This is a genomic window from Nonomuraea sp. NPDC004186 (assembly GCF_053603495.1).
Window position 1 is genome coordinate 1 of sequence record NZ_JBSGFQ010000198.1, and the last position, 15,472, is coordinate 15,472.

General features: G+C 74.3%; 14 protein-coding genes. 7 read left to right on the top strand and 7 right to left on the bottom strand.

Annotated features, from left to right (window positions below; genetic code table 11):
* Positions 1–776: phosphopantetheine-binding protein (locus ACWEPL_RS62290; RefSeq protein WP_452442327.1), on the top strand; the 776-nt coding region annotated here is incomplete at its 5' end.
* Here ACWEPL_RS62290 and ACWEPL_RS62295 read toward each other — a convergent pair.
* Genes ACWEPL_RS62295 through ACWEPL_RS62305 form a run of 3 tightly spaced genes read right to left on the bottom strand, consistent with a single transcriptional unit; the run spans position 766 to position 3,768 of the window.
* Complete coding sequence (locus ACWEPL_RS62295) at positions 766–1,854, bottom strand: 2-oxo acid dehydrogenase subunit E2 (RefSeq protein ID WP_452442328.1); 1,089 nt, start codon at positions 1,852–1,854, stop codon at positions 766–768. The two genes, ACWEPL_RS62290 and ACWEPL_RS62295, sit on opposite strands and share 11 nt — an antisense overlap.
* Positions 1,851–2,852 (bottom strand): alpha-ketoacid dehydrogenase subunit beta, encoded by a 1,002-nt coding sequence (locus ACWEPL_RS62300; protein WP_355199833.1) that lies wholly within the window; start codon positions 2,850–2,852, stop codon positions 1,851–1,853. Before ACWEPL_RS62300 ends, ACWEPL_RS62295 begins: the two co-directional genes overlap by 4 nt.
* A 4-nt stretch (positions 2,853–2,856) precedes the next feature.
* Entirely contained in the window at positions 2,857–3,768 is a 912-nt protein-coding gene (locus tag ACWEPL_RS62305) for a thiamine pyrophosphate-dependent dehydrogenase E1 component subunit alpha (protein WP_452442329.1), read from the bottom strand.
* 259 nt (positions 3,769–4,027) lie between these two features.
* On the opposite strand from ACWEPL_RS62305, the gene ACWEPL_RS62310 reads away from it, so the two are divergent.
* Both ACWEPL_RS62310 and ACWEPL_RS62315 read left to right on the top strand, forming a co-directional pair.
* Entirely contained in the window at positions 4,028–5,443 is a 1,416-nt protein-coding gene (locus tag ACWEPL_RS62310) for a condensation domain-containing protein (protein ID WP_452442330.1), read from the top strand.
* Between the two features lie 10 nt (positions 5,444–5,453).
* Positions 5,454–6,746 (top strand): condensation domain-containing protein, encoded by a 1,293-nt coding sequence (locus ACWEPL_RS62315; RefSeq protein WP_452442331.1) that lies wholly within the window; start codon positions 5,454–5,456, stop codon positions 6,744–6,746.
* On the opposite strand, the gene ACWEPL_RS62320 is transcribed toward ACWEPL_RS62315, so the two are convergent.
* On the bottom strand, positions 6,737–7,306 hold the full coding sequence (locus ACWEPL_RS62320) for a TetR/AcrR family transcriptional regulator (protein WP_363975258.1): 570 nt from the start codon (positions 7,304–7,306) through the stop codon (positions 6,737–6,739). The genes ACWEPL_RS62315 and ACWEPL_RS62320 overlap by 10 nt on opposite strands.
* Positions 7,307–7,402: 96 nt before the next feature.
* Here ACWEPL_RS62320 and ACWEPL_RS62325 point away from each other — a divergent pair, with 96 nt between their 5' ends.
* Positions 7,403–8,329 carry an NmrA family NAD(P)-binding protein gene (locus ACWEPL_RS62325; RefSeq protein ID WP_452442332.1) on the top strand — a complete coding sequence of 309 codons (927 nt, stop codon included), beginning with the start codon at positions 7,403–7,405 and terminating at the stop codon, positions 8,327–8,329.
* Here ACWEPL_RS62325 and ACWEPL_RS62330 read toward each other — a convergent pair.
* The 3 genes from ACWEPL_RS62330 to ACWEPL_RS62340 form a co-directional block, all read right to left on the bottom strand.
* The gene (locus ACWEPL_RS62330) at positions 8,323–9,531 is read right to left on the bottom strand and encodes an FAD-dependent monooxygenase (RefSeq protein WP_452442333.1); all 1,209 of its coding nucleotides are present in this window, start codon (positions 9,529–9,531) and stop codon (positions 8,323–8,325) included. The two genes, ACWEPL_RS62325 and ACWEPL_RS62330, sit on opposite strands and share 7 nt — an antisense overlap.
* A gap of 51 nt (positions 9,532–9,582) precedes the next feature.
* Positions 9,583–12,669, bottom strand: coding sequence for a BTAD domain-containing putative transcriptional regulator (locus tag ACWEPL_RS62335; RefSeq protein ID WP_452442334.1), 3,087 nt, complete (start codon positions 12,667–12,669; stop codon positions 9,583–9,585).
* A 63-nt stretch (positions 12,670–12,732) separates the two neighbouring features.
* The gene (locus tag ACWEPL_RS62340) at positions 12,733–12,933 is read right to left on the bottom strand and encodes a hypothetical protein (RefSeq protein ID WP_452442335.1); all 201 of its coding nucleotides are present in this window, start codon (positions 12,931–12,933) and stop codon (positions 12,733–12,735) included.
* On the opposite strand from ACWEPL_RS62340, the gene ACWEPL_RS62345 reads away from it, so the two are divergent.
* From ACWEPL_RS62345 to ACWEPL_RS62355, 3 genes are all read left to right on the top strand, one after another.
* Entirely contained in the window at positions 12,916–13,251 is a 336-nt protein-coding gene (locus tag ACWEPL_RS62345; RefSeq protein ID WP_350735536.1) for a YbaB/EbfC family nucleoid-associated protein, read from the top strand. The two genes, ACWEPL_RS62340 and ACWEPL_RS62345, sit on opposite strands and share 18 nt — an antisense overlap.
* Positions 13,252–13,272: 21 nt before the next feature.
* On the top strand, positions 13,273–13,572 hold the full coding sequence (locus ACWEPL_RS62350) for a hypothetical protein (protein WP_363975277.1): 300 nt from the start codon (positions 13,273–13,275) through the stop codon (positions 13,570–13,572).
* Positions 13,569–15,472 (top strand): WXG100-like domain-containing protein (locus ACWEPL_RS62355; protein WP_452442336.1); only part of this gene is annotated, 1,904 nt, incomplete at its 3' end. The genes ACWEPL_RS62350 and ACWEPL_RS62355, both read left to right, overlap by 4 nt.

Sequence of the window (15,472 nt, forward strand, 5' to 3'; positions counted from 1 at the left end):
CGGGCGAGCTGGCGATCGGCGGCGCCGGGGTGGCCCGCGGATATGCCGGGCTGCCCCGCCGCACCGCCGCCGCCTTCGAGCCCGACCCGTACGGCGAGCCCGGCGCCCGGCGCCTGCGCACCGGTGACCGGGCGCGGTGGCGCTCGGACGGGCAGCTGGAGTTCGTGGGCCGCCTGGACGACCAGGTCAAGGTGCGCGGCGTGCGCATCGAGCCCGGCGACGTGGAGGCAGCCCTGCGCGAGCACCCCGGCGCCGGGCAGGTGGCCGTGGCCGCGCGCGGCGAGGACCTGGTGGCGTACTTCACCGGCCCCGCCGCCCCGGCCGAGCTGCGCGCGCACGCCGCGGGCCGGCTGCCGAGGGGCTTCGTGCCGACCCGGTGGTCACGGCTGGCGGAGCTGCCGCTCACCTCCCGGGGCAAGCTCGACCGGGCGGCGCTGCCCGAGCCGGACCGGGTCACCGGGACGGACTACACGGCGCCGCGCACCGACAGCGAGGCGCTGGTCGCCGAGATCTGGGCCGAGGTTCTGGGTCTCGAACGGGTCGGCGTGCTGGACGACCTGCTGGAGCTGGGCGGGCACTCGCTGATGACCACTCGGGTCGCGGCGCGGTTGCGGGCGATGCTGGAGGTGGAGGTGCCGATCCGGGTGGTGTTCGGCTGCGGCACCGTGGCCGAGCTCGCCGGGGCCGTCGAGGACCTGCTGATCGAGGAGATCGACGCGATGAGCGAGGAGGACGCGCGGCGCGCCCTGACCGGGCCGTCCGGGCTCAGGGAGTGATCGTCTTCCGGATGGCGTTCAGGAACATCGCCGCCTCGCGCCCGTTGACGAGGCGGTGATCGAACGCGAGCCCGAGGGTGACCGTGGTGCGTTTCACGACATTCCCGGCGGAGTCGAGGGCGAACTCGTGCTGCGGCGCGCACAGCGACAGCGCGCACGTCTGCCCGGGGAACACGATCGGCACGGCGAGGAGCACGGCCGTGTCGGTGTGCAGGGTGACGACGATGTTCCCGCCCGCCAGGTCGCCCTCGCGGAACGCCGCCTGTGCCGCCTTCGTCCGGTACGCCGTGAGCCGCTCCGCGATCTCCTTGACGGACAGGCGGTCGGCGTCGCGCAGCACCGGGACGTACAGGCCGTTGCCGACGTCCACGGTGACGCCGACGTTCGGCGCCGTCGAGGGGCGTACGGCCAAGGGGTCGGCTGCCACCGGCTCGGCGAAGCACATCGGGAACCGCCCGTGCAGCGACGCGACCGCCGAGACCAGCAGCTCCGGCAGCCCGATCAGCGCCCTGGCCTCCTTGCTGAGGGCGCGGGCCCGGGCGATCGCGGGGCCGGCGTCCAGCTTCACGGCGGTGAAGGCGGCCGGGATCGTCTGGTGGGAACGGGTGACCGCGGCGGCCACGGCCCGCTGAACGGCCGGCAGCGGCTGCGCATCGCCTGTGCCGGTTTCCAGCGTGCCGGTTTCCAGCAGGGCCAGCACGTCGGCGCGCTTGATCAGCTTCTTGCCCAGCGCGCGGATCCGGGCCGGGTCCACGCCGTGCTCGTCGATCAGCGCCTGGGCGGGCGCGGTGACGATCGGCCCCCCGGCCGCCGCACCGGGGTCGGGGGCCGCCGGCGGGGGTGCCGAGCCGTCGGAGATGTGCGCGATCACGTCCCCGGGCCGGCAGGTGGCGCCGGTCTCCGCCGTCCGCCGAAGTACGCCGTCGGCCTCGGCCATCAGCTCCTCGGCCGCCTTGGAGGTCTCCAGGACCACCACCGGATCGCCCTTCACCACCCCCGCGCCGTCCTCGGCCAGCCACTCGACCAGCAGGTACTCGGTGTCGTTGTTGTTGAGCTTGGGCACGCGCAGCTCGGTCAAGGCAGGAGCTCCTGTACGGCGCGGACGATGGCGGTGTCCTGCACCAGCACGTCACGCTCGAGATGGGCGGCCGCCGGGATCACGCTTGCCGCCGAGTGGACGAGGGACACGGGACGCCGCAGGCGCCCCCAGAGCCGGCTGTGCACCTGGTGCGCCACCTCGGCCCCCCAGGTGCCGCCCGCGGTGCTCTCCTCGGCGACGACCACGGCGCCGGCCCGCTCCAGCAGCGGCGACAGCGGGGCCACGTCGAAGGGGTACAGGCGCCGCGGCACGAGCAGCAGGCAGGAGATCTCCCGCTCCAGCAGCAGCGTGCGCATCGCGGCCAGGGCCCGGTGCGCCAGCCCGCCCGGCGCGATGATCACGCAGTCGGCCTGCTCGGGATCGTCCACGTACACCCTGGCCACCCCGCCGGCCCCGGGCAGCACGTCGTACTGGAACAGATCGTCCGCGACCCCGCCGCCGAAGAGCTGCCGGGTGTAGAGGATCTTGTCCTCGAACAGCAGGCACGGCTCGCCGCGCGCGAGCATCTCGCCGAACAGCTCGCGATGGTCGTCGAAGGGGGACACCTCGTACACCGCGAGCCCGGGGACGCCGATGAAGTGCTTCTGCAGGCTCTGGCTGTGCGTGGGGCCGTAGCCGCGACCGCCCCCGGACGGGCAGCGCACGATCAGCGGCAGCCGCAGCGGCCTGCCGTACATGGAGACCGATTTACTGGCGAAATTCACGATCTGGTCGAAGGCCAGGGCCACGAAGTCGGAGAACATGATCTCGACGATGGCCTTGCCGCCCGCGAGGGCCAGGCCGCCGGCCACGCCGACGATGCCGTTCTCGCTGATCGGGGTGGCCAGCACCCGGCCGGGGAAACGGCTGGACAGCCCTTTCGTGATCTTGAACGCCCCGCCGTACGGGTCGAGCACGTCCTCGCCGAGCACCCGCACGGACGGATCCTCGGCCAGCACCTCGTGCAGCGCCCGGTTGAGGCTCTCCGCGACCCGCATCGCCTCAGCCCTCCCGCGCCGACAGCGGCCGCCCGAGCACCTCACCGGCCACCACCTCGACGAACGCGCGCGCCTCCGCGTCCAGGCGGGCGAAGCGGGGGGAGCCGCCCTGGCGCGGGTACCAGTCGTGGTCGCGGGCGCGCCGGATCTCCTCGGCGGAGCGGGTGTCGTCGCCCTTGCTGTGCGGCCCGATCCGGTGCGTGGCGAACTCCACCACCAGCGGCCCCGCGCCCTGCCTGGTCCGCTCGAACAGCGGCCGCAGCGCGTCCCGGATCTCGTGCGGATGCCGCGAGTCCACGTGCAGGAACCGGCACCCGAACGCCCGCGCCCGATCCCCGATCGTGCCCGCCAGCTGCGCCGACGTCGGCGTGGTCTGCGCGATCCCGTTGTTCTCGGTCGCCACGACCAGCGGCAGTCGCCAGAGCGCGGCCATGTTGAGCGCCTCGTACACGGCGCCCTCGCCCCACGTCCCGTCGCCGATGTACGCCAGCGCCAGCGCGCCCGGCTCGGCGTCCCGCAGGTGCAGCGCCACGCCCGCGGCGACCGGCAGGCTCTCGCCCTGGATCCCGGTGGACAGGTAGCGGCCGGACAGGATGTGCTGGCTGCCGCCCACGCCCCCGCAGACCGCGCCCTCCCGCCCGGTGATCTCCGCGAGCAGTCCGTACGGATCCCGGAATCGTGCCAGGTAGTGGCCGTGTCCGCGATGATTGCTGAAGACGTGGTCCCGCTCGCCCAGCAGCGGCGTGAGCGCGACCGGCACGTACTCCTGCCCCAGGCAGGTGTGGGTGGTGCCCTGCACGAGCCCTTGGCCGAACAGGTCGAGCAGCTTGCGTTCGAAGTGCCTGATCAGCAGGAGCAGCCCGAGGTCGTCGTCGGACAGGTCCTCCGTGATCTCTTCCAGCAGGCGTTCCGGCACGATTGGCACTCCTTGAGGGGGAATGGTGGTTTTGGGAGCGCTCCCACAAATTCTATCGATCACCATGAGGAGCGGCAATGGTCGGACGGGGAGCTTTCCAGACTGTCAAATGCCGAGAATGAAGGGCCGGTGCCACGTGTACTGATCGCCCACCGTCCGCTTCCGGTCACATGGCGTCGCGATGGGGGATCTTGACCGGCCTCCGGCGTAAAACCTAGGCTTCGGTGGGAGCGTTCCCAACCTTCGAGGTGACCCCCACGTGAGCCCCGACCTCGAGCGCGAGAAGCTGCGGCGCCGCCTGGCCACGCTGCCCCCCGAACGCCGTGCGGCCCTGCGCAGGGCGCTGCTCGGCGGCCGGGACCAGCGCACCTGGCCGCTGTCCACCGGGCAGGAGCGGCTGTGGTTCCTGCAGCGCTTCGATCCTGACGACTGCGCCTATCACATCACCTGGCCGGTACGGCTGCGCGGCCCCGTCGACGAGACCGCACTCGCCGCGGCGTTCACCGCGATCGCCGCCCGGCACGAGGTGCTGCGCACCCGCTTCGTCCTGGACGGCGACCTGCCCGCGCAGGTCGTGGACGAGCCCGGCGAGGTACGGCTGGACCGCCTGGATCCCGCCTCCGCCGACCTCGGACAGGCGGTCGCCGGCTACGCGGGGCGGCCGTTCGACCTCGCGGCGGCCCCCGCGTGGCGGGCGGGCCTGCTGCGCCTGGCCGCCGACGACGCCGTCCTGTGCATCGTGCTGCACCACATCGTGGTCGACCACTGGTCGCTCGACGTGCTCATGCGCGAGCTCGGCGAGTGCTACCGCGCCCACCGGGAGGGCCGTGCGCCCCTGCTGGACGAGCTGCCCGCGCAGTACCGCGACTTCGCCGCGGCCGAGCGGCGGCGGGCCGAGGAGGGCCGGGACCACCTGGACTACTGGACCGGACGGCTCGCCGGGGCACCCCCGCTCGACCTGCCCCTCGACCACCCCCGCCCGGCCCGCTGGACCGGCCGCGGCGCGAAGGCGGCCGTGGCCGTGCCGGACGCGGACGTCACCCGCCTGGAACTCCTCGCGCGCGCCCACCGGGCCACCCCGTTCATGGCCCTGCTCGCCGCGTGGCAGGTCACGCTGGGCGCGGCCGCCGGGCAGGACGACTTCTGCGTGGGCGTGCCCGTGGCCGGCCGGGACCGGCCCGAGCTGGCCCCGCTGATCGGCTACTTCTCCACCACGCTCGTCGCGCGGGCCGACCTGTCGGGGGACCCGACCTTCGGCGAGCTGCTGCGGCGTACCCGGATCAGCACCATGAAGGCCCTCGCCCACGCCGGAACCTCCTTGGACCGCATCCTCGGCGCGCTGCGGGTGCCGCGCGACCTGAGCCGTCCGCCGCTGTGCCAGGCGATGTTCAACCTCACCCACAACCTGCCCACCGGCGACCTGCTCCGCACCGAGCTGGGGGACCTGGTCGTGGAGGTGTGTCCGCAGCCCGACCTGGGCCGGGCCCGGGTGGAGGTGTCCCTCGACGTGTACCGGGGGCCCGAGGGGATCGGCGGCTGGCTGGAGTACGCGACCGACCTGTTCGACGCCGCCACCGCGCACCGTCTGGTGGAGGCGTTCGCCCGCGTGGTGACGCGCGCGGGCGGCGACCCGAGCCTGCGGCTGTCCGAGCTCGGAGCAGCGGTCCGGAACTAAGGAGAGCGCCATGCGGCTTTCGGTGGACTTCGCCTCCGGCCGTTCCGGCACGGCGGAGCTCGCATGGGGACAGCGGGACGTCTGGACGGCCATCCAGGGGGTGGGGCCGGACGCACGCTACTTCAACGTGCCCCGGCTGCTGACCGTCCCGGGCGCGGGAGGCCCGCGCCATCCCAGGGCCGTGGCGGCCGCTCTGGCCGAGGTGATGGGCCGGCACGACGCCCTGAGATCCGTGGTACGGCTCGGCGCGACCGGGCCGTACCAGGAGGTGGCGGCGGCCGGGACCCTGGCGATCGAGCTGGTCGAGGCCGCACGCGGCGACGTGGACGATGCCGCGGCCGGACTTGTCGCCCGTCTGGCCGGGCGACCCTTCGGCGACGGCGAGCAGCCGCTGCGCGCCGGGATCGTGGTCTGCGACGGCGTCGTCACCCACGTGGCGCTCGTGATGAATCATGTCGTCGCGGACTGGCGCGCGGCCGACGTCGTGGTACGCGATCTGCGGATGCTGCTGCTCCGCGGAGTGATCACGCGGCCGCCGTCGTCGCAGTTGCTCGACCTGGTACGGGAGGAGGAGGCGGCCTCGGCCCGTTCGGACCGGTCGATCGCCCAGTGGGAGGCGCTGCTGCGGACCGTACCGTCCGCCATGTTCCCCACCGTGGTCAGCAGCGGCGCGACGCCGAGGTTCGCGCGGGCCGTGCTGTCCTCGCCCCGGCTCGACCACGCCGCACAGGTGCTCGCCCGCCGCACCGGCGTCAGCACCGCCACAGTCCTGCTGGTGGCGGTCGCCATGCTGCTGCGCGAGCTGACCGGGCACGAGGTGTCCGCGATCACCCCGATCGTGCACAACCGCTTCAACAGCCGGACCCGGGGCCTGGTCACCAGCCTGAATCAGCTGGGACTGTTCACCCTGGGCCCGTGCGGAAGCCTTGCCGAGACCCTCGTGAGCGCGTATTCGGCGGTTCTCGCGTCTTACCGGCGCGCCCGCTTCGACTCGCTGGCCCTGCACGCGATGGTCGACCGGATGAGCGCCGACCGAGGCGTCCCCATGTTCCCGTTGTGCTGCTTCAACGACCTGCGCCCCGGCGAGGATTCGGGTGGCTCCGACCGCGCGGACGGGGAGTCCGAGCTGGAATGGCTGCCCGGCATGGACCGGCGCAGCTGCGACTTCTGCGTGGCCCTGATGCGCTGGAAGGGCACGCTCGGTGTGGAACTGAGCGCCGACACCGCCCGCCTGCCCGAGGGCGAGATGGCCGGCCTCCTGTACCGGCTGGAGTCCTTCGTGGCCGGGTCGGCTCACTCTTGATGAGGGCTGAGTCCCGCCACGGCCAGGCCGAGCAGCCGGGCTGACTCGGCGGCGGGGTCCGGGTGGTGCTCCGTGGCCAGGGCGATGCCGGTGATCAGGGTGAGCAGGTCGTCGATGGTCACCCCCGGTGCCAGCGCGCCGTCGTCCGCGGCGCGCCGCGCCAGCGGCTCGCCCGCCTCGGTGAGCTGCGCCGAGGCGCAGTGCTCCTGCGTCTCGCCGGGACCGGTCGCGCGGTCGCGGGTCAGCGCGATGGCCAGCCCCCGGATGGTCGCGGCCTGCGCGGTGACGGCGCTCAGCCACTCCAGCAGCGCGGCCCGGGTGTCGGGCCGGCCGGTCAGGTCGCGGGCGTGGGCGCACAGGGTCTCGACCCGTTCGCGGAAGACCGCCTCCAGCAGTGCTTGGCGGGTGGGGAAGTGCCTGCGCACGGTGCCGGATCCGACTCCGGCAGTGCGGGCGATCTGCTCCAGGGACGCGTCGGCGCCGTACGTGGCGATCGCCTCCTCGGCCACGGCGAGCAGGAGTGCGTAGTTGCGGCGGGCGTCCGCGCGCTGGGGGGTCATGGCGTCACCTCACAGTTTGCTAAGTGGCGGGGTCCGCCGTATCTTACCGAAATATAAGCGGCGGGGGCCGCCGTTTAATATCCCTGGAGGAGCCACATGTCCACCGATCCCGCACCCGTCCTGGTCACCGGAGCCACCGGACAGCAGGGCGGCGCCACCGCCCGCGCCCTGCTCGCGGCGGGCGTCCCCGTACGGGCGCTGGTCCGCGACCCCGCGACCGACCGGGCCAGGGCCGTCGAGGCGCTCGGCGCCGAGCTGGTCACCGGCGACCTCCACGACCGCGACTCCGTGATCAGGGCCGCGCGAGGAGCCCGGGCCGTCTTCTCGGTGCAGATGCCCGCGGTGAAGGACGGCGCCTTCGACTTCGCGGGCGAGCTGACCCAGGCCGTCAACCTCGTCGAAGGCGCGCTGGCCGCGGGCGTGCCGCAGTTCGTGCACACGTCCGTCTCCGGCGCGGGGCAGCACATCGAGGCGCCCGGCTGGGCCGAAGGGCGCTGGGCGTCGATGGAGCCCGTCTTCGCCGCCAAGGCCGGCGCCCAGGATCGGGTACGCGAGGCGGGTTTCACACACTGGTCGATCATCAAGCCGGGCTTCTTCATGGAGAACTTCCTCCCGTCCGTGGCGTACCTGCTCCCGCGCGGCGTCGAGGGCGGCCTGGCGACCGTGCTGAAGCCGGGCACCCGGCTCTCCCTCGTCGCGGTCGAGGACATCGGCACGGCGGCCGCGGCGGCCATCGCCGCGCCGGAGCGGTTCGACGGGGTCGAGCTGGAGCTGGCGAGCGACTACCTGACGATGACGGACATCGCCAAGGCGCTCTCCCGCGCTCTGGGCACCGAGCTGACCGCGCCCGACATGACCGTCGAGGAGGCGGTCGCCGCGGGCATGCCCGGCTATGGCGTCGATTCACACGAGTTCCTCAACGTGGTCGGGCAACCCGCCCGCCCGGAGTACGCGCGGGCGCTCGGCCTCCCGCTCACGACCCTCGAGGAATGGGCGCACGAACACCTGCGGGCCGCTCAGTAGTCCTTGAGGGTGATGGCGTTCGCGGCGGCGTTGAGCGGCTTCAGGATCGGGCGCAGGGCCAGGTCCTTCCACGGCAGGTGGCTGACCATCCGCATCATGGTGGTCTGCATGCGGATCTGGCGGGTGCTGCCGGCCACCATCTGCTTGGCGTTGCTCTCGCCGAGGCTGAGGTTCACGTCGACGTACCCGCTCATCTCCTCCTGGTAGCGGGCGAACGCCACCCGGTGGTCGCCCCCGGCGGCCTTCAGCTCGCCGGCCAGCACGTACGCCCCCACGAGGGCGAGGCTGGTGCCCTGCCCCGACAGCGGCGACGGGCTGTGCGCGGCGTCGCCGACCAGCGCGATCCGCCCGGCCGACCAGCGGTCCAGCCGGACCTGGCTGGCGGAGTCGAAGTAGAAGTCGGGGGAGTGCGGCATGGCGGCCAGCAGCGTGGAGCTCTCCCAACCGGCGCCGGCGAAGGTCTCGGCGACCAGGCGCTGTTGTGCCGCGACGTCGCGGCGGTCGGGCAGCACGGCGGGGGTGGGGAAGATGAACTGGGCCTTGGCGGCGGACTGCCGGGTGCTGTAGAGGTTCACGACCTTGCCCGGCGTCGGGTAGATCAGCTCCCAGCGGTCGAGGCCGAGGTGGTTGGGCACGGTGAACACGCACGCGTGCATGCCGAGCGGGCGCACGAACTTCGCCTCTTCGCCGAAGGCCTGGGCCCGCAGGTTCGAGTGCAGCCCGTCGGCGCCGATCACGAGGTCGAACATGCGCGGCGCGGAGCGCGCGAAGGTCACCATGACGCCGTCGTGGCCCTGGGTGAGGCCGGTGATGCTGTCGCCGAACAGGTACTCCACGCCCTGCTTGGTCGCGTCGTACATGATGCGGGCCAGGTCGCCGCGCAGCACCTCGTCGTCGCCGGGGGCCCGCAGGCCGATGAGGTCGGGGCCCAGGGTGGCGAGCGGCTTGCCGGCCGCGTTCACCCAGGCGCCGCCGCGCATCCGCGTGCTGTACCGCTTGACGGCCGGGGTGAGGCCCATCCGGTCGACGACGTCCATCGCCACGCCGCGCAGGTCGACCTTGTAGCCGCCTTCCCGCAGCGCCGGGGCCAGCTCCACGACGGTCGGGGTGAAGCCGTACCGCTGCAACCAGTACGCGAGGGCGGGGCCGGCCACGCTGGCGCCGGAGATCAGGACCGTCTTGTTCACAAGGTGCTGTGTCATGGCGACAGCGTCGCCGGTCCCGCTCGCCAGGCGCTCACCAAGCGCTCACCGTCACTCACCGGCCAGGTCGAGCACCTCCTCGGTGCTCAGCCCGCGGCCCCGGTGACGTGCTTCGGCGTACCGGCCGGGCCCGAGCGCGCGTTCGGCCTCGGCGGCCGTCTCGTCCACGTCGCGGTCGGCGACCAGCTCCGCCCCGCGCAGGGACGCCGCCGCGCCGATGAGCGTCGCGGCCCGTTCCGCGTCACCGGCCAGCAGCGCGGCCCCCGCGAGGCCGTCCACCGCGTCCGCGGCGGCCGGCAGGTTGCCGCTGCGCACGGCCGTCTCGAGGGCGGCGCGGTGGTGGGCGCGGGCCTGCGCGGCGTCCCCGTCCATGGCGGCGGCCCAGCCGAGTCCGGTGAGGATGCGGGCACGGATCCGGCTCCCGGTGATCGAGGCGTCTCCGCAGCCGGCCAGCGCCGCCTCGTACAGCTGCCGGGCCTGGTCGGGTTCGCCGGATCGGCGGGCGAGGTCGGCGAGGCCACGGCGGGCGTCGGCGAGCAGGTCCGGCGCGCCGACGGCGCGGGCGACCTCGGCGGCGCGCTCGTAGCCGGTCCCGGCGGCGGTGAGGTCACCGTCCTGGGCCAGCAGGTCGGCGCGGCGGGTGAGGAGGTCCGCGGCGTCCTCCGTACGGCCCAGCTCCTCGATGAGCGTGATGGCCTCGTCCATCCAGGCGACCGCGCGGGCCCGCTCACCGCGCCAGGCCGCGATCCCGGCGAGCTTGTCCAGCGAGTTCGCGATCGCCCAGCGGTCGCCCGACGTGCGGAAACCGGCCAGCGCGGCGGTGAGCGCGTCCTCGGCGGCGGAGGTCCGACCGCCGAGCAGCAGCCGCAGTCCGTCGCCCATGCGCAGGAACGCCTGCGACCACGGGTCGGTGTCGAACAGCCGGTGCTGAAGCGCGGGATCGACGTCGAGCAGGCGTCCGGCCATCGAGAGCAGGAACACGACGTGGGGCCGGCGCAGTGGCCGGTCGTGCGCGGCGAGGCCGGCGGCGGCGCGGTCCAGGTGGTCGCGCAGGCCGGCATCGGTGGAGTTGCCGGTCGCGGCGGCGGTCACGACGCAGCACGCGTACTCCTCGACCTTCTCCGCACCGGGAGCGTGTTCGCCCAGCAGCCGGGCGGCGAGCGGGGCGGCCTCGCCGCGCAGGCCGCGCAGCCACCAGAACCAGGACAGGGCCGCGATCAGCCGCGCGGCCAGCGGCGGGTCGGCGGTGACGGCCCAGCCCAGTGCGGCCAGCAGGTTGCCGTGCTCGGCGTCCAGCCGCGCGAGCCGATCCAGCTGGCCGGGCCCCCGCAGGTGGTGGTCGGCGGCTTCGGCCAGCGCGGTGAAGCACTCCGCGTGCGCTCGCAGGCATTCCTCCCGCTCCCCGGTCTCGGCGAGCCGCTCCGCGCAGTACTCGCGCACCGTCTCCAGCATCCGGTAGCGGCCGTCGTGTGCCTCGACGAGCGACTTGTCCACCAGGCCGGCCAGCACGGCCGCCACGTCGTCGGACCCGGCCGGCCCGTCCAGGCCGCAGACCCGCTCCGCGTCCGCCAGGGTGGCGCCGCCCGCGAACACGGTGAGCCGGCGCGCGAGCGCCTGCTCATCCGGGTCGAGCAGCTCCCAGCTCCAGTCGACCACCGCGCGCAGTGTCTGATGCCGGGGCGCCGCGGTGCGCTCGCCGCGTGACAGCAGCCGGAACCGGTCGGCCAGCCGCGCGTCCACCTCGTCCAGGGTGAACGAGCGCAGCCGGGCCGCCGCCAGTTCGATGGCCAGCGGCAGCCCGTCGAGGGCGGCGCAGATCCGCCGCACCGCGCCGATCGTGGCGGCGTCCACGACGAACCCGTGCCGTACGGCGGCGGCCCGGTCGGCGAACAGCCGCACCGCCGGGCAGGCCAGCGCCTCGGCGAGCGCGGCATCGGGTGCGGGCACGGCCAGCTGCCCGACCGGGAAGAGGACCTCACCGGTGATGCCGAGCGCCTCCCTGCTGGTGGCCAGGATCCGCAGCGCGGGGCAGGCGGCCAGCAGCCGGTGCGCGAGCCCGGCCGCGCTCGCGACGACCTGCTCGCAGTTGTCCAGAATCACCAGCACCGGCCGGTCGGCCAGCGCCGCGACGAGCCGATCCTCCGGCGGTCCCGACTCGCGCAGGCCCAGCGCGGCGGCCATGGCCGGCGCCACCTGCGCCCCGTCGCTCAACGCGGACAGGTCGACGAAGCACACCTCCCCGGACACCCGGCCGCTCGCCTCCACCGCCAGCCGCGTCTTGCCGGTGCCACCCGGACCGGTCAGCGTGACCAGCCGTGATCCGGCCGGCAGCGCCGCGAGCTCGCGCAGCTCCTCCGCCCTTCCGACGAAGCTGGTGAGCTGGGCCGGCAGCCGCCGGAGCGCGGGGGCGGCCGCCGGTTCGGCGCGCAGGATGGCCAGGTGCGCCTCGGCCAGCTCGGCGGACGGATCGACGCCCAGCTCGTCGCCCAGGAACCGGCGGGCCTGCTCGTACGCGGCGAGCGCCTCCGCCTGCCGGCCACCGGCGTACAGGGCCCGCATCAGCAGCGCCCGCGCCCGTTCCCGCAACGGGTGCGCGTCCACCAGCTCCGTCAGCTCCGCGGCCACCGCGTGGTGCTCGCCCAGCGCGAGCGCGGCCTCGGCCCGGTCCTCCACCGCCGCCAGCCGCTCCTCCAGCAGCCGGGCGGCCGCCGCCTCGGCGAACGGCGCGTCCAGCACGTCGGCGAGCGCCGGCCCGCGCCACAGGTCCAGCGCCTGACCCAGCACCATCGCGGCGCTCGCCGGGTCCCCGCCGGCCAGCGCCTGCCTGCCCTGCCCGGCCAGCCGGGCGAACCGGTGCGCGTCCACCGCGTCGAGGTCGACCGCGAGCCGGTAGCCCGCCGGTCCGAACTCCACGGCCGCCCCGTCACGCAGTCCTCGCCGGAGCCGGGAGACCTGCGACTGCAGCGCGTGCGCCACGTCGGCGGGCGCGTCCTCGCCGTACAGGCCGGCGGCCAGCCGCCCGACGCTCACCGGGCGACCGGCCTCCAGCAACAGCATCGCCAGCAGCGACCGCACCTGCGGGCCGCCCACCGCCACCGGGCCCCCGTCGGGCAGGCGCGCCTCAACCGGACCCAACACGCCGAACCGCATCAAAAGCCCCCGGCTTCGCACATGCCGGCAATTATCCCAGCCGCGGGCCGCTCAGCGCTCCGAGGTGGTCTCCCGTACCCAGGGCAGCGCCGGCCGCTCGACGAGCGGCAGGGCGGAGACCGTCACTTCGACGAATCCTGAAATGGGGCCAAGCGCCGACTTTCCCCCATTACGGTGCGAGAAATGAACGCTGACCAGTTGCATGAATACGCGAACCAATTGCGTGACAATTTCTTGCGACTGCAGGATCAATCCCTGGAACTGCACCAACGCGCCCGAGCCCTGCAGGTCACCCACAGCTCGCCCGACGGCCTCGTCACCGCCACCGTGGGCGCCCGCGGTGACCTGATCCGGCTCGAGCTCGACCCCCGGGTCTCCCGCCTGCGGGACAGCGGCAGGCTGGCCGGCCTCATCACCGCCACCGTGCAGCAGGCCGCGGCGATGGCCCAGGAGGAGATCGTGCGGATGTTCGCGCCCCTCGTCCCGCCGGAGCAGATGCGGGCCCACCTGGATGGCGACCTCGACAGCGTGCTGGGGCACCTGGACGACCGGCTGCGCGAGATCGGGTAGCGGATGGCCGAGCACGTACGCATGGAGCGGTCTCAGGTCGAGGCCGGGCTCAAGGGCTGGCAGGGCCACGCCGCCGGACTCGGTGACGCTCTGCGCGACGCCAGCGCCCGCATCGAACGGCTGAACGCCGCCGCCCCCTGGGGTGGCGACTCTGCCGGGCAGGAGTTCTACCGGGCTTACTCGGCCGAAGGAGGGCCCGACACGCTCATCGCCTGGGCCGGGCAGCTCATGAGGGACCACGAGGCCACCGGCGAGGATGTACGGCAGACCGTGGAGACCACGAGCGAGGCCGCCTCCGCGCCGAGGGGCGATCGCGTGTGAGCGTCCACGCGGGGGCGGAGCACAACCGCAGCACACCGGTCACCAGCCCGCCGGGCGCTGGCGACGACACGATCGGCAGCGGCGGTTACGCGACCGACGTCACGCCGGCCTGGGGAGAGGGCGCGCCCGAGTGGGTGGACGTCCTGATCTCGCTGGTGGCGGCCGGGCAGATGTGGCCGGAGGGCAGCGAGAAAGGCCTGGCGGAGCTGGCGGTGGCCTTCGACGACCTGTCGCGGGCGGCGCTGGCCGGGCAGGACGTGAGTTCGCGGGCCACGATGCTGGACGGGTGGTCGGGCGCGTCGGCCGACGCCTTCCGCGAGCACACCGACGAGCTCGCGTCGGGGGAGACGGGGCTGGCGGGGATGGCGCAGGCCGCTCGGGCGTATGCGCTGCAGCAGGACTCCTTCGCGCGCGCCACGCAGTACGGCAAGCTGTCCATCAACGTCGGCTACTGGATCACGGTCAGCGCGGCCGCCGTCGGGGTCATGGCGAGCTTTCTCACCGCGGGCGCGACCACACCGCTGCTCGCCGCGTACGCGCAGCGGCTGCGTACCTTCCTCAACCAGGTGTTCGGCTCCCTGGAACGGGCGGCGGGGGCCGGGCGCGGGCTCACGGCCGTCGCGCCGAAGCTCGCCGCCGTCCAGGCGGCCCAGTTCGGCGGGCGAAAACTCGGCCAGGGGCTGCTGGCCAGGGCGGTCACCAGCCACATGCTGCGCGAACTGCCGGAGGAGGTGGGCGAGGGCCTGCTCATGGACGGGCTCGCCCAGCGCCGGCAGATGGACCTCGGGACGCGTACGAGCTGGGACACCCGCATGACGGCCGCGAACGTCCTCGGCGACGCGACCGGCGCCCTGCTGGCGTCCCGGGTCGCGCCCGCGGTCTCGAAGTACGTCTCCGGCCTCCCCGGCCTGCGCCACCTCGACACCGCGGCCGGGGACGCCGGTGGGCCGGCGAACGTCCTCATGCGGTACCCCACCAAGGCCGCGAGCGCGGCCGCCACCAACGCGCTCGTCTCGGCCCCCGCCGGGATGATCTCCAACGGCGTCGTGTACGGCACCTGGCAACTCCCCACGATGGAGGGGCTGGTGGGCAGTATGGCGGCCGGCGCCGGCCGAGTGGGCACCATCAGCCCTCTCAGCACCGACGTCCTCTCCGCCCTCGCCAACCCGTCAACGGCCCTCGCCCGCTCGGAATTCACCGTCCGCGCCCAAGACCCCACCCCCTCGCCCTCGGCACCCACCGCCGGCTCCGGCCAGGGCGGGAGCGCCCAGAACACCGCCACCCACGGGGCCGGCGGGGTCGCCCCGATGACCACCACCCCGCCCACCCCGGCCGGCGACGCACACGGGACCGGTTCGACAGGCACCCCCCAGCGCAGCGGCCTCACCCCGACACCGGCCGGCGCCCCCACCGCGTCGGCCCCCACCGCGTCGGCCCCCACCGCGTCGGCCCAGACCGGAAGCGCACCTACCGGAGCACCACCAAGCACCACCTCCAGCGGCGCCACCCAGGCAGGCGCGACACCACAAGGATCAGCACAGAGCACCGGGTCCAGCGGGACCGCGCAGGCCGGCGCGGCGTCGCAGGGTGCGCCATCGGGCACCGCACCCGGGGGGACGGCGCAGGCGGGTACGGCACCGCAAGGATCGGCACCGGGCACCGCGTCCGGCGAAACGGGGCAAGCGGGTACAGCACCGGGCACCTCCTCTGGCGGGACGGGACAGGCTGGTGCGGCATCGCAAGGGGCGGGAACGAGCGGCCAGTCGGCGGCCGTTGGTTGGCGGGGGCGGGGCACGGCGCCGCCCCCCCCCCGCCGGCCCGCCGCCGGGAGCCCCCGCCCGCGGCGCGGGGGCGGGGCCCCCCCCCCCGGACGCGCCGCGCGCCCCCCCCCCCCCCCCCC